The sequence below is a fragment of the Seonamhaeicola sp. ML3 genome, assembly GCF_023273855.1.
Lineage (GTDB): Bacteria > Bacteroidota > Bacteroidia > Flavobacteriales > Flavobacteriaceae > Seonamhaeicola.
Window position 1 is genome coordinate 237,264 of sequence record NZ_CP096884.1, and the last position, 13,301, is coordinate 250,564.

Genomic DNA, 13,301 nt, shown 5'->3' on the forward strand with positions numbered 1-13,301 from the left:
AGAATCAGAGCATTAAAATTCGTAATTTTGTTTAACTTATATCTATTTTTAATGAACAACATACAAGTTAATTTTAGCATTAAAGACCTTGAAAACCTAACGGGTATAAAGGCGCACACCATAAGAATATGGGAGAAGCGCTATAATTTGTTGCAACCTAATAGATCGGACACAAACATAAGAAGTTACAGCATAGGAAGTTTTCAAAAGCTACTCAATATCTCCTTTTTAAATAATAACGGCTACAAAATATCTAAAATCGCTAATCTTAGAGAGGAAGAAATACCAATCAAAGTAAGAGAAATTGCATCCAGATCTAAGGTAGAAGACCATGCCATTAATGCTTTAAAAATGGCAATGATTAATTTCGATCAAGTATTATTTTACAATACCTATAACAACCTGATCGAAAATAAAACTTTCAGTGATATTTTTTATACTGTTTTTCGTCCCTTGTTAAACGAAATAGGCATATTGTGGCAAACAAGCACGATAACCCCAGCTCATGAACACTTTCTATCTGTTCACATAAAACAGAAAATACTTTTAAATATTGAAAGACTACAGAGCCTTGAGCCTAAGCCCAATTCTAAAACTTATATATTGTACCTCCCAGACCACGAGATACATGATATAGGTTTATTGTTTATCAATTACCAACTTAGGAGCAAAGGGTTCCACACCATATTCCTTGGCGAAAGTGTACCTGTAGAGAGTCTTACTAGTGTCATTGAATTTTTCAGTGAAATAACTTTCATATCTTATTTTACAGTATATCCTGAACTTGAGAAGATACCAGATTACATAAACGACTTCCATGATTTATTACTTAAAGACTACAGTAATAATGAACTTTATCTCTTAGGACAAAAATTAAATGGCCTAGAAGATTTCAAACTACCAGAAAAAGTCACTATTTTTAATAACATAGAGGAGTTAGTAGAAAAATTTTAGCTTATAAATTTCTTTTTGTTTAACTTTTTTATATTTTTGTTAAACAAAATGAAAAAGACAATTTTAATAATCGGTTCTGGGTTTTCTTCACTAGCAGCTTCGTGTTACTTAGCAAAGGCTGGATATGAAGTTACAATACTAGAGAAAAATGCGACCATTGGTGGTAGAGCAAGACAATTAAAAAAGGATGGTTTTACTTTCGATATCGGTCCAACCTGGTATTGGATGCCAGATGTATTTGAAAGATTTTTTAATGACTTCAATAAAAAACCATCTGATTATTACACACTAGACAAACTCAGTCCTGCTTACAGTGTTTACTTTGGAAAAAACGACTTAATAACCATTGATGATTCCTTAGAAAAAATATCAGAAACCTTTGAATCTAATGAAAAAGGGAGCGCCTTAAGCCTAAAAAAGTTTATTCACAAAGCCAAAACGAATTATGACATTGCTATTAAGGATTTGGTCTACAAGCCTGGTGTTTCTCCTCTTGAACTAGTTTCGCTTACAACAATGACTCGCCTTAACCAATTTGTCAGTAACGTTAAGCGAGATGTAAGAAAGCGTTTTAAGAGTGATAAACTCAGGAAAATACTTGAATTCCCAGTATTATTTTTGGGAGCCAAACCAAGTAACACTCCATCTTTCTATAACTTTATGAATTATGCCGATTTTGGTATGGGGACGTTCCATCCAAAAAAAGGAATGTACCAAGTTATTTTAGCCATGGAACAATTGGCTAAGGATTTAGGTGTGAAAATCCAAACAAATTCAGCAGTTTCAAAAATAAACGTTTCTAAAGGAAAGGCTTTAAGTGTTATTGCCAATAACATGATACACAGTGCAGATGTTATTTTAAGTGGTGCAGATTATTGGCATTCTGAAACTTTATTGGACAAACCTTATAGACAATATAGCGAAAACTACTGGATAAAGCGTGTCTTTGCTCCATCTGCACTACTATTTTATGTAGGCTTTGACAAAAAATTAAAAAATGTAGACCACCATACTTTATTCTTTGATGTGGACTTTGACATTCATGCCAACGCCATTTACGATAACCCTAAATGGCCCGAAGAACCTCTATTCTATGCTAGTTTCCCTAGCATGACAGATGATAGTTCTGCTCCAGAAGGTAAAGAGGCTGGAATTTTCCTAATACCCTTAGCTCCTGGACTAGAAGACACCGAAAAATTAAGAACTACGTATTTCAATAAAATAATAGAAAGATTTGAAGACCTAACATCTCAAGAGGTTAGAAATAGCATAATTTTCAAAGAGTCTTTTTGTGTAAAAGATTTTGAAAAAGACTATAACTCATACAAAGGAAATGCCTATGGAATGGCCAACACCTTATTACAAACCGCCTTTTTACGACCAAAACTTAAGAGCAAGAAGGTAAAAAATTTGTATTTTACAGGACAGCTTACTGTTCCTGGTCCTGGTGTGCCTCCATCTTTGATTTCTGGAAAACTAGTCGCAGAATTAATAACCAAACATCATCAACTATGAAACAATTATTCGATTCCATATCCTACAACTGTAGCAAAACAGTAACTAAGACTTACAGTACTTCGTTCTCTTTAGCTACTAAAATGTTATCAAATTCTATACGTAATGACATCTATAATATTTATGGTTTTGTAAGACTAGCTGACGAAATAGTTGATACTTTCCATGATTATGACAAAGAAAGACTGTTTAATAGTTTTACTAAAGACTTAGAACAAGCACTAGAAGACAAGTTAAGTTTAAACCCAATATTGAATTCATTTCAATATACATTCCACAAATACAACATAGACAAATCGCTTGTAAATGCTTTCATGAAAAGCATGCGTCTTGATTTACACAAAACCAACTACCTCACCGACACAGAATATAAAGAGTACATATATGGTTCTGCCGATGTTGTAGGCTTAATGTGTTTAAAAGTATTTGTTAAAGGTGACGATAAAAAATACAATGAACTAAAAGATACCGCCATGTCCCTTGGTTCTGCGTTCCAAAAGGTAAATTTCTTAAGAGACTTAAAAGCTGATTTCGATGAATTGAATAGAAGCTATTTTCCAAATGCAGACCTATCTAATCTTGATGAGTATTCCAAACAAGACATTATAGATGATATTGAGGCAGACTTTGCTGAAGGTCTAAAAGGGATTAAAAAATTACCTATGGAGGCAAAGTTTGGTGTTTTTATGGCTTATAGATATTACAGACAATTACTAAAAAAACTCAAGAAAACACCAGCATTACAAATAAAAACGACTCGCATAAGAGTATCTAACCCAAAAAAAATTGAACTTTTGATGCGTAGTTATGTAAAATATCAATTAAATTTAATGTGATTAAATCACACTCACTTATGCAAACATTACTTTGGATTATCATTTTTTTAGGCGCTTATTGTATCATGGAATTCATGGCATGGTTTACCCACAAATATATCATGCATGGTTTTCTTTGGAGTTTGCATAAAGACCATCATAAAAAAGACCATGATAGTTGGTTTGAACGTAATGACCTGTTCTTTATCTTCTATGCCGTTGTGAGTATTACTAATATTTTACTTTGGGAATTCAACGATTTTTGGGCTGGACTACCTATTGGTTTAGGGATTTTAGCTTATGGCATATCCTATTTCGTGGTCCATGATATTTTCATTCACCAACGTTTTAAAATGTTCAGAAACGTAAACAACTGGTATGCTAAAGGTGTTAGGAGAGCCCATAAAATACACCACAAAAATATTGGTAAAAAAGACAGCGAATGCTTCGGTATGCTATTCGTACCTTTTAAATACTTTAAAAAAATCTAAAATGAACTACTTGTACCTATTACTTAATTTAGGTTCTATAAGTGTTCCATTTTTATTTAGTTTTCATCCTAAACTAAAATTTTACTCTTTCTGGAAGTCCCTGTTTATCAGTATGGGAATTACCATGCTTATCTTCATTCCATGGGATATCATTTTTACTGTAAATGGGTTTTGGGGCTTTAATAGTAAATACCTACTAGGAGTTACCATATTCAATTTACCTCTTGAAGAATGGCTATTCTTTATCTGTATTCCCTACGCTTGTGTATTTACCCATTTTGCACTCTTGTACTATTTCCCGAACATGAAACTCTCTAGCGGGTTCACTAAGCTTATAAGCTATATCCTCATACTACTTTTTGCCGTATTGGTAATCTACAATTTTGATAAATGGTATACCTTAATAAATTACTCTTTAGCTTTAGTTTTAACTTTTTTATGTGTCACAAAAAAACCTGAACTACTAAGTTCATTCTTTCTCACTTTTTTAGTGATGCTCATACCATTTTTTATTGTTAATGGTATCTTAACCGGGAGTTTTATTGAAGACCAAGTGGTCTGGTATAACGATTATGAAAACCTAGGCATTAGGTTATTCACCATACCTATTGAAGACAGTATATACGCATTCTCATTAATACTAATGCACCTGTTTTTAATGTCTTTTCTTCATAAACCAAAAACGTCTTAAACGTTAACTACGTTAATAGGTTTCCCGTTTAAATAAGCCTTTAAATTATCAATCGTAATATTTAATAATCGAAGTCTAGCTTCTTTAGGAGCCCAAGCTATATGGGGAGTGATAATACAATTGTTGGCTTTTAGCAACGGATTATCAGATTGCATTGGCTCTACCGACACAACATCTAAAGCCGCTGCAGCTAGTTTACCGGAATTAAGAGCATCTGCTAAATCCTGTTCTATGACCAAGCCGCCTCTTGCTGTATTAATAATCATAACACCATCTTTCATTTTTTTAATATTGGCAGAATTAATAATACCTTGAGTACTATCAAAAAGTGGGCAGTGCAGCGTAATAATATCAGATTTCTTAAATAATAAGTCTAGATCAACAAATTGTAAAGTTTCAGATTCAAAATCTGCTTTTTTCGTTCTACTAAAAACTAAAATATTCAAACCGAAAGCCTGTGCTACTCTGGCAACAGCCTGTCCTATTTGTCCAAAACCAATAATCCCAAGTGTTTTACCTTCTAACTCAATTAAAGGGTAATTCCAAAAACAAAAATCTACCGAATTCACCCAATCTTCATCATGGACTGCTCTGCTATGGTCACCTACTCTATGACACATTTCAAGTAACAAAGCCATTGTAAATTGCGCTACAGATTGAGTACTATAGGCAGGAACGTTAGTTACAATCATACTTAAAGATTTAGCTGTATCGACATCAACAACATTATAGCCCGTCGCTAAAACCCCAATAAACTTAACTTGTGGTACTTTTTCGAGCACCTCTTTAGGTAGAGGTGTTTTGTTTGTATATATTATTTGAGCATCTCCAATGGTCTTGATAACCGTTTCTACATCATACGGTGTTCTATCATGTACTGTTAAATCACCATATGCTTCTAAAGCAGACCAGTTCAAGTCTCCTGGGTTTAATGTGTACCCATCTAAAACTACAATTTTCAATTTATTAAGATTTTGTTAGAATTAATTTGTCTATGATTTCCCGAACAGTTTCGCTATTCCAATTTGCTGCTCCAGTTTTATCTATTATAATTTTACCGTTTTTATCAACCAAAAATGTTCTAGGAATACTCTTTAGCTCAAATATCTTATTAAAATTTGAAACCGATCTGTAAATAGGTAAATTATAATCATTCTTTTTCAAAAATTGATTTACTGTCTTAAAGCTATCATCGGTAACAAAAACAAACTCAATCTTCTGATTATAATCGTCATAAAGCTCCTGTAAACTGGACATTTCGGCGATACAAGGCGGACACCATGTCGCCCAAAAATTCACCAAGATTACTTTACCTTTTAATGTTTCAAAATTAAAGTTTTCACCATTTTCTTGTACTAAACTCCAACTATAGCCAGCAATATGCCCTTGATTTTCTTCACTTAATACCGAAGGTGAAATAAGCGCTAAGCCTTTATTTAAAAATACTTGAATGGGTTTTCTTGTTTGAGGTATAATTAAAAGGGCTACCACAATTAAAAACAGTACATCCCTAAATTTTGGTTTTTTTAATTTCATGAACAACTTAGTTCTAGCACAATATTTTGAAATACTTAACAATGAATCATTCTAAATGTCATAGAAAATATTCCTTAAAAAAAGAAGCATGGTTAAAAAACCATGCTTCAAATCTAACAAAAACAACTAAAAGAATTTCTGAAAAAAAACTTTTAGTTTAGATCCCGAAACAAGTTCGGGATGACAATTTATAGGAAACCCCAATGTAAAACATTGGGGAACTGCAATTAATCTTCTTCATAGCACTTTTAAATTATCTACTAATTACTCCTGATAGACTTTTTACAGGACCATCTCCCATAGCAATAGCGGTGTGATTCATGGCATCGCTTGGCACCATATGAGCCAATGGTTTTAACGTAAATGGTGCTGGACTGTTGTCTGGATAGGGTTCTACAGAAACAACAATAGTCTTGCCTTTTAAATCTGTTGGGAAGCTTAAACCAGATGGTGCATTTTGTAAATAGTCTTCTCCTGGGTAAGCTGGTCCATTTCCTGAATCACCTTTAAAAATAGACGTTGCAGCGTTATCATCTGCTGTGTTCATTGCTAAAAAAGTTCCTGTACTTACTGGTGTACCATCGAAAACCACCCAACCTTCGTACTTCCAACCTGCTGAAAGTGTAGGTAAGCTTAATCCTGGTGCAGGACTTCCGCTAGAATTATCTAAAAACCAAACACCACTAGCCTCGTTCGTGTCATCCATATCGGTAGGAGTAGCTAAAATATACTTCCCAGTAGAGGCACTAAAATCCCCAACAATACCATTAGAGCTAACACTGGCCAGATTTCCTGAAAAATCTCCTGCTAAGATTTTGGTATCAGCTGGAGCTGGATCCGGATCTACAGCTGGCTCTATAGATAATACGAATGTAGTCGCACGTGCCAACTGTTCGCTATCTACATTAAAAGTTTGAGGAAACGTCACCGAAGAGAATGTTCCCGTAGACACAGGACTACCATCTACTATAATCCATCCTTCATATACAAAATCATTTCCAAGAGCTTCTAAACCGGTAAGGTCTAAAGTTAAATTAGAGGTTGTTGTTGGATTATCGTCTTCACTACATGAAACCGTTAAAAATCCTAAAGCTAAAATCGCTAAAAATGCTTTTCTTATCATTACAATATCTTTTAAATTATTTAATACTTCAAAAGTATATTGCGACGATTTCTCAAAATGTTAGCTAACTAACACTAGGCAATTTTTTTATGGATTCTTATCTCTTTTCTACCAAATTCAATCACCTCTTCTTCTTTAAGTTCGTTAAGAAGTATATTTAATGTGGGTCTGGAAGTTCCAATAAGAGAGGCGATATCTCTTTGTGTATATGGATGATGGATTACCTTATCTCCTGTTTTTTCACAATCGTATCCATAATCTGAACACAATTCCTCTAAAAACTCCACCAACCTTGTTTTGGCATCTTTAAAAAGTAAAATCTGTAAACGCCTTTCTAACCGCTTCAGTTTAAAACCAATGAGTTTATAAATTTTCAAACTAAACGTTTGGTTATCACGCATTAAATCGTGCATGGTCTCAACGCCAACAGGGCAAATACTGGTTGTATTATCTACAGATTGGGCAAATTCTTCTCTCTTTTCCTCGCCTAGAATAGCAGTTTCTCCAAATAATTCTCCTCTGGTCAATATGGCTTTTACTACCTCTGTCCCATCTTCGTTGTAGTAACCAATCTTTACTTTTCCTTTTTCTATTAAGTAGACTTTATTCGCAGAATCCTCTTCAAAATAAATATAATCTTGTTTTTTGTATGAATCTAGATCATGATTGGCCTTATAGGCTTTAAATTTATGGGGACACAATACTCTAAAGAGATTTACATCATCAAAAAACCAAAGCGATTTCATAAAGATTGAGATTGAATTTATTAGCTGTTTATAGGTCGCACAACAACTCATTAGCTTACAAAATCGCATAAAAAAACCTCCTTATTTAGGAGGTTTGTATTTTATTCTTCTTCGTCTGTACTAACAGCATCTTCATCATCATCTAAATAATGAAGCATATCGTGACTCTGTAGAAGATTATACCATTGTACCACTTTTTTTATATCGCTAGCATATACGCGGTCTTCATCATAATCTGGTAATACATCAAAGAAATATTCTTCCAGCTTATCTTTACTATCTTTTGGTTTTACAGAAGCCTGTTCTCCATTTTCTTTTTCCTTTATTTTCTTGAAAACTTCCTTTAACGGCACTTCTTCTGCTAGTGTATAAATAGCGATTTCACTTAAAACGCTTACATTATTTTGAAGACCAACAGACATTCGCTTATTATCTATTAAAGATTCGGCCACAAAACCGCCACGGGTTTGGGCTATTAATTTGTATAACCCAGGTTTTCCTGATATTGAAAGTAATTTTTCTAAACTCATACTATTTTATTGAAAGGCGCAAATATCTAGCCTTTATTATCATATTACAAATATTAACGTTTCTTTTTTTGATCTGGAAAGCGCATCCTGTAGTCTACTTTTATCTTTCCTTTGGAGATATTATTTAACCTTCCTTTTATCAATCTTTTCTTTAAACTAGAAAGTTTATCGGTAAATAAAATGCCTTCTATGTGGTCGTATTCATGCTGAATAACACGAGCTATGAGTCCATCGAATGTTTCGGTATGTTTTTCGAAATTTTCATCGAAATACTCAACAGTTATAGTTGGTTGCCTAAAAACATCTTCCCTAACATCCGGAATACTTAAACAGCCTTCGTTAAATGCCCATTCATCGCCTTCTTCTTTTAGAATATTGGCATTGATGAAAACACGCTTAAAGGTCTTTAATTGTGCTTTCTCTTCTTCTGAAAAATCCTCATCATCGGCAAAGGGTTCTGTATCTACTAAAAAAATTCTAATAGGCAGCCCTATTTGCGGAGCAGCTAATCCAACCCCATAAGCACCATACATGGTTTCGAACATATTCTCTAAAAGCGTATCTAAATTGGGGTAATCTTTAGAAATCGTTTTTGCCTTTCTTTTAAGAACGGGGTCGCCATAGGCTACTATAGGTAATATCATAACTGCATTTTGCTTTTAAAGTCGCAAAAATACGAATACTTAATTTATTTAGAATACAAATAACTCTGAAGAATAAGGGTTGCACTAATCTCATCGACCAAAGCCTTGTTCTTTCGTTGGTTCTTTTTCAATCCGCTATCAATCATGGTCTGAAATGCCATTTTGGATGTAAACCGCTCATCTACCCTTTTGATTGGAATTTGAGGAATTTCTTTTTTTAGAATCTCCATAAACTTTACAATAAAGACTTCGCTTTGCGATGCTGTATTGTTCATTTGTTTGGGCTCACCGATTAAAAACAATTCTACGGTTTCTTTACTAACATAGTCCTTTAAATAATTAATCAATTCATTGGTGTTAACAGTAGTAAGACCGGAGGCTATTATTTGAAGTTCGTCTGTAACTGCCAATCCTGTTCTTTTGGTACCGTAATCTATTGCTAAAATTCTTGCCATTAATGAATTAATTTTTGGTAAAAGTAATAAAGAATTTGAGCAAACTCTTCATTTAGATTCCCGTTTTATTAGTAGGCTCTCACTTCCTACTATTGAATTCATGAATCTTCAATTTCACGGGAATGGCAACTTTAACGGATACTATGAGTAAACTCAAGAGGTTTTTCTCAAAAAAAAGGCTGTTCATTACGAACAGCCTTTTTTAATTTAACCTACTTATTAAACCTTTGAGAGTCTTAGGCTTTTTTTGCCTTATTTACTTTAGGGAACAATAATTTAATGTTGTCAACATTTCTTTCTCTGTTGAAATAAGTTCTTATATCACTTGCAGTACCTGCGATAGATGTTCTTAATTCTTCTTCGCTAATTAACAACACTTCTTCTTTTTCAGTATTTAAAGTATCGTTAGCAACAACCGCAGTATCATTATCTTCAGAAACAGTAACAGTTTTAGTAGTTTCAACAGTAACCTCAACAGTAGCTTTTTGAGCGTTTGCGAAAGTGAAGCTTAAAACTAAAACTAATAATATGTAGATTCTTTTTGTCATGATTTGGATTGTTTTACACTTCAAAGATATATCGACACCAAAGCTGAAAAGGAAAAAAATAGTTGTAAAACCTCGAATATTCGTTTATTAGAGAATGTGTCTAAAACCCCAGATTAACTGGTAAAAAGCAGATTTTTTTCGGTTAAAATACATTAAGCATGCATTTCATCGATGTTTTTGTTTCTCTTCTGGAAAATCAGAAAAACACACTCTATAAAGTGCATTTCATATCAGATTAAAAACATCCTATTTTTAACCTATTTTGTACGCTAATCGGTAAAGTGCATCCACTCCATACTTATGTAATGCTTTTGAACAGGCTAAATATTGATTAAATAAAAATTGAATGCCTAAAAACAGTAAAGTTCTATTTTAAGTTGTTCATTGTATTTGACATTGATGCATTTTTTAATGACAAAAAATCATGTACTTTTGCCCAAACAAAAAAATACAGATGACTGAATTACAACAAATAATTGAAGCAGCTTGGGATAATAGAGAGCTTTTAAAAGAAGAAAAGACAACTAATGCCATTAGAACCGTAATAGACTTATTAGATAAAGGTGAATTACGAGTTGCCGAACCAATTGAAGGTGGTTGGCAAGTTAACGAGTGGGTTAAAAAAGGGGTTGTACTTTATTTCCCTATCCAAAAAATGGAAACTATCGAGGCTGGTCCTCTAGAGTTCCACGATAAAATACCATTAAAGACTGGCTATGCTGAAAAGGGAATTCGTGTAGTTCCTCATGCTGTAGCAAGACATGGCGCTTATATTTCTCCAGGCACAATTTTAATGCCTAGTTATGTTAACTTAGGTGCTTATGTAGATGAAGGCACCATGGTAGATACTTGGGCAACTGTTGGTAGTTGTGCTCAAATTGGAAAAAACGTACACTTATCTGGCGGTGTTGGTATTGGCGGCGTATTAGAGCCATTGCAAGCTGCACCTGTTATTATAGAAGATAATGTGTTTGTAGGTTCAAGATGTATCGTGGTAGAAGGTGTTCATGTTGAAAAAGAAGCAGTATTAGGTGCTGGTGTTGTTTTAACCATGAGCACAAAGATTATTGATGTTACTGGTGATGAACCTGTAGAAATGAAAGGTAAAGTTCCTGCTCGTTCTGTTGTAATACCAGGAAGTTATACTAAAAAGTTTTCTGCTGGCGAATACCAAGTACCATGTGCTCTAATTATTGGTAAACGTAAAGAAAGTACAGATAAGAAAACATCATTAAACGATGCCCTTAGAGATAACGAGGTAGCGGTTTAAATGACAAACCAAAAAAATTAAATTCCAAATTCCGAAATATACCAACTTTGGAGTTTGGAATTTTTTATTTGTAATTTAACCAGCGTATGAAGATTTTAGTGATTCAGCAAAAAATGATTGGCGATGTGCTTACCAGCAGTATCTTGTTTGAAGCACTTAGAGAAAAATATCCCAAAGCCGAATTACACTATCTAATAAATTCCCATACTTTTCCAGTTGTTGAAAACAATCCGTTCATAGACAAGTTTGTCTTCTTTACCCCAGAAACAGAAAAAAGCAAAACGAAGTTCTTTTCGTTTCTTAAATCGATTAGAAAAGAAAAGTACGATATCGTTGTTGATATTTATTCTAAATTCTCAAGTAATTTGGTTTCGCTATTTTCTGGAGCTCAAACTAAAATCTCGAAATACAAGTGGTATACATCAGCCATTTACACCCATACATTTAAAGAAGCTAAACAACCTAAAACCAATGCCGGATTAGCAATTGAAAACAGATTACAACTTTTAAAGCCACTAATTTCTGAAGATGTAAAAGTATTCAAACCAAAAATCTATTTAACAAACTTGGAAATAGAACAGGCTAAAAAATACCTAGTAGACCATGGCATCGATTTAACTAAACCCTTGTTTATGATAGGTGTTTTAGGAAGCGGAATACAAAAAACCTATCCGCTTCATTATATGGCTAAGTTGTTGGATTTTATAATTACTGAAACTAAAGGGCAATTGTTATTCAACTATATACCTTCTCAAATAAAAGATGTAAAAGAGCTTTACAAACTTTGCAAAAAAGAAACCCAAGAACACATATATCTTGATGTATTTGGTAAGAGCCTAAGAGACTTTATGGGTTTAACTACACACTGTAATGCTCTAATAGGCAACGAAGGAGGTGCGGTAAACATGGCAAAAGCTCTAGACATCCCAACATTTGCTATCTTTTCACCTTGGATCATTAAAGAAGCCTGGAATATGTTCGATGATGGCATAAAAAATGATTCGCTTCACCTCAAAGATTTCAAGCCTGAATTATTCAACCAGAAAACCTTAAAAGACATAAAAAAAGATTACAAGAATTATTACAACCTCTTTACACCCGAATTTATATTAGAAAAGTTAAGGGACTTTTTAAAAGTTATTTAGAAATACCAAAAGCAGTACGAACTACTTTGTTTTTTTTTGTTAAGGCTCTAATTTGTTTGTTATTTTCAATCATTTCCGGACTTACATATCCACGTTCGTGGTCTAAATGCAAACAAATAGCACTATATCGTATTTGTATAGCTTTAAGTCCTTTGTTAAACAAACGCTCTCCCAGCTCTCTATCTTCACCTCCATATTGCATACGTTCATCAAAACCGTTGGCTTCTATTATGTCCTGTTTCCAACCTGAAGCGTTATGCCCATTCCATGTAGCTGTTGTTGGTGTGAACCTATTTAATAACTTTTCCTTAAAGCCTTTAGCTGTTATTTTGTTATTCTTGAATGAAGCCTTGAGACCATTACTTTTCAACCAATCAATATCAAAACATCGTTGTGTTTCAATATCGTCTCTGGAGATTAGTTTGCTAATATGCATAGAAAGCTTAAAATAACCACCAGATAAAAAACAACCTTTCTTTCTTTTGCTTACATGCACCTGCAAAAAATCGTTCCTCGCAATACAATCACCATCAGTAAAAACTAAATACTCACCTTTACTAGAGACAATTGCTTTGTTTAATATAGCTGTTTTTTGAAAACCTCTATCCGGATGCCAAACATGTTGAATAGGATAACTAAGCTGACCTCTTAACCTTTCTATTAAATCCGCAGTATCCTCACCAGAGCCATCATCTGCAATAATAACTTCAAAATCCCTGTAAGTCTGTTCCTCAAAACTCCACAGGACCTTTTCTAACCATTCCGGCTGATTGTAAGTTGTAAAAATTACAGATACATCTATTTTCATTGCTGCAAAAATAACTATTTTTACCCAACA

16 protein-coding genes are annotated in these 13,301 nt (G+C 33.6%); 7 read left to right on the plus strand and 9 right to left on the minus strand.

All coding sequences use genetic code 11. The features are described 5' to 3' along the window. Positions 1-51: 51 nt before the first annotated feature. Genes M0214_RS01120 through M0214_RS01140 form a run of 5 tightly spaced genes read left to right on the plus strand, consistent with a single transcriptional unit; the run spans position 52 to position 4,466 of the window. The gene (locus tag M0214_RS01120) at positions 52-954 is read left to right on the plus strand and encodes a MerR family transcriptional regulator (protein WP_248723637.1); all 903 of its coding nucleotides are present in this window, start codon (positions 52-54) and stop codon (positions 952-954) included. 48 nt (positions 955-1,002) lie between these two features. Next, positions 1,003-2,469: an NAD(P)/FAD-dependent oxidoreductase gene (locus M0214_RS01125; protein WP_248723638.1), complete on the plus strand. Its 1,467-nt coding sequence runs from the start codon at positions 1,003-1,005 to the stop codon at positions 2,467-2,469. Next, the gene (locus tag M0214_RS01130) at positions 2,466-3,305 is read left to right on the plus strand and encodes a phytoene/squalene synthase family protein (protein WP_248723639.1); all 840 of its coding nucleotides are present in this window, start codon (positions 2,466-2,468) and stop codon (positions 3,303-3,305) included. The genes M0214_RS01125 and M0214_RS01130 overlap by 4 nt, the downstream gene beginning before the upstream one ends. A 17-nt stretch (positions 3,306-3,322) precedes the next feature. Beyond that, positions 3,323-3,775, plus strand: coding sequence for a sterol desaturase family protein (locus M0214_RS01135; RefSeq protein WP_248723640.1), 453 nt, complete (start codon positions 3,323-3,325; stop codon positions 3,773-3,775). 1 nt (position 3,776) lies between these two features. Beyond that, the gene (locus M0214_RS01140; RefSeq protein WP_248723641.1) at positions 3,777-4,466 is read left to right on the plus strand and encodes a lycopene cyclase domain-containing protein; all 690 of its coding nucleotides are present in this window, start codon (positions 3,777-3,779) and stop codon (positions 4,464-4,466) included. On the opposite strand, the gene M0214_RS01145 is transcribed toward M0214_RS01140, so the two are convergent. From M0214_RS01145 to M0214_RS01180, 8 genes are all read right to left on the minus strand, one after another. Further along, the gene (locus M0214_RS01145) at positions 4,463-5,428 is read right to left on the minus strand and encodes a D-2-hydroxyacid dehydrogenase (RefSeq protein ID WP_248723642.1); all 966 of its coding nucleotides are present in this window, start codon (positions 5,426-5,428) and stop codon (positions 4,463-4,465) included. The two genes, M0214_RS01140 and M0214_RS01145, sit on opposite strands and share 4 nt — an antisense overlap. A 4-nt stretch (positions 5,429-5,432) precedes the next feature. After that, positions 5,433-6,002: a TlpA disulfide reductase family protein gene (locus tag M0214_RS01150; RefSeq protein WP_248723643.1), complete on the minus strand. Its 570-nt coding sequence runs from the start codon at positions 6,000-6,002 to the stop codon at positions 5,433-5,435. Between the two features lie 253 nt (positions 6,003-6,255). Next, positions 6,256-7,125 carry an anti-sigma factor gene (locus tag M0214_RS01155; RefSeq protein WP_248723644.1) on the minus strand — a complete coding sequence of 290 codons (870 nt, stop codon included), beginning with the start codon at positions 7,123-7,125 and terminating at the stop codon, positions 6,256-6,258. A 74-nt stretch (positions 7,126-7,199) separates the two neighbouring features. Beyond that, positions 7,200-7,871 (minus strand): Crp/Fnr family transcriptional regulator, encoded by a 672-nt coding sequence (locus M0214_RS01160; RefSeq protein WP_248723645.1) that lies wholly within the window; start codon positions 7,869-7,871, stop codon positions 7,200-7,202. 101 nt (positions 7,872-7,972) lie between these two features. Beyond that, positions 7,973-8,401, minus strand: a complete 429-nt coding sequence (locus M0214_RS01165) for a DUF5606 domain-containing protein (RefSeq protein WP_248723646.1) — start codon at positions 8,399-8,401, stop codon at positions 7,973-7,975. Between the two features lie 53 nt (positions 8,402-8,454). Further along, complete coding sequence (gene def / locus M0214_RS01170; RefSeq protein ID WP_248723647.1) at positions 8,455-9,045, minus strand: peptide deformylase; 591 nt, start codon at positions 9,043-9,045, stop codon at positions 8,455-8,457. 44 nt (positions 9,046-9,089) lie between these two features. Then, complete coding sequence (ruvX, locus tag M0214_RS01175; protein WP_248723648.1) at positions 9,090-9,500, minus strand: Holliday junction resolvase RuvX; 411 nt, start codon at positions 9,498-9,500, stop codon at positions 9,090-9,092. A 236-nt stretch (positions 9,501-9,736) separates the two neighbouring features. Continuing rightward, positions 9,737-10,048, minus strand: a complete 312-nt coding sequence (locus tag M0214_RS01180; RefSeq protein WP_248723649.1) for a hypothetical protein — start codon at positions 10,046-10,048, stop codon at positions 9,737-9,739. Positions 10,049-10,502: 454 nt separating this feature from the next. Here M0214_RS01180 and M0214_RS01185 point away from each other — a divergent pair, with 454 nt between their 5' ends. Both M0214_RS01185 and M0214_RS01190 read left to right on the plus strand, forming a co-directional pair. Continuing rightward, positions 10,503-11,318, plus strand: a complete 816-nt coding sequence (locus tag M0214_RS01185; RefSeq protein ID WP_248723650.1) for a 2,3,4,5-tetrahydropyridine-2,6-dicarboxylate N-succinyltransferase — start codon at positions 10,503-10,505, stop codon at positions 11,316-11,318. Between the two features lie 86 nt (positions 11,319-11,404). Then, positions 11,405-12,463, plus strand: coding sequence for a glycosyltransferase family 9 protein (locus M0214_RS01190; RefSeq protein ID WP_248723651.1), 1,059 nt, complete (start codon positions 11,405-11,407; stop codon positions 12,461-12,463). Here the strand turns inward: M0214_RS01190 and M0214_RS01195 are convergent. Then, positions 12,456-13,271 carry a glycosyltransferase family 2 protein gene (locus M0214_RS01195; protein WP_248723652.1) on the minus strand — a complete coding sequence of 272 codons (816 nt, stop codon included), beginning with the start codon at positions 13,269-13,271 and terminating at the stop codon, positions 12,456-12,458. The genes M0214_RS01190 and M0214_RS01195 overlap by 8 nt on opposite strands. Positions 13,272-13,301 lie beyond the last annotated feature (30 nt).

Coding starts and splice junctions, on each gene's coding strand:
- M0214_RS01130 (WP_248723639.1), top strand. CDS start 2,466: ATGAAACAATTATTCGATTCCATATCCTACAACTGTAGCAAAACAGTA.
- M0214_RS01135 (WP_248723640.1), top strand. CDS start 3,323: ATGCAAACATTACTTTGGATTATCATTTTTTTAGGCGCTTATTGTATC.
- M0214_RS01155 (WP_248723644.1), bottom strand. CDS start 7,125: ATGATAAGAAAAGCATTTTTAGCGATTTTAGCTTTAGGATTTTTAACG.
- M0214_RS01195 (WP_248723652.1), bottom strand. CDS start 13,271: ATGAAAATAGATGTATCTGTAATTTTTACAACTTACAATCAGCCGGAA.
- M0214_RS01150 (WP_248723643.1), bottom strand. CDS start 6,002: ATGAAATTAAAAAAACCAAAATTTAGGGATGTACTGTTTTTAATTGTG.
- M0214_RS01140 (WP_248723641.1), top strand. CDS start 3,777: ATGAACTACTTGTACCTATTACTTAATTTAGGTTCTATAAGTGTTCCA.
- M0214_RS01120 (WP_248723637.1), top strand. CDS start 52: ATGAACAACATACAAGTTAATTTTAGCATTAAAGACCTTGAAAACCTA.
- M0214_RS01185 (WP_248723650.1), top strand. CDS start 10,503: ATGACTGAATTACAACAAATAATTGAAGCAGCTTGGGATAATAGAGAG.
- M0214_RS01165 (WP_248723646.1), bottom strand. CDS start 8,401: ATGAGTTTAGAAAAATTACTTTCAATATCAGGAAAACCTGGGTTATAC.
- ruvX (WP_248723648.1), bottom strand. CDS start 9,500: ATGGCAAGAATTTTAGCAATAGATTACGGTACCAAAAGAACAGGATTG.
- def (WP_248723647.1), bottom strand. CDS start 9,045: ATGATATTACCTATAGTAGCCTATGGCGACCCCGTTCTTAAAAGAAAG.
- M0214_RS01125 (WP_248723638.1), top strand. CDS start 1,003: ATGAAAAAGACAATTTTAATAATCGGTTCTGGGTTTTCTTCACTAGCA.
- M0214_RS01180 (WP_248723649.1), bottom strand. CDS start 10,048: ATGACAAAAAGAATCTACATATTATTAGTTTTAGTTTTAAGCTTCACT.
- M0214_RS01190 (WP_248723651.1), top strand. CDS start 11,405: ATGAAGATTTTAGTGATTCAGCAAAAAATGATTGGCGATGTGCTTACC.
- M0214_RS01160 (WP_248723645.1), bottom strand. CDS start 7,871: ATGAAATCGCTTTGGTTTTTTGATGATGTAAATCTCTTTAGAGTATTG.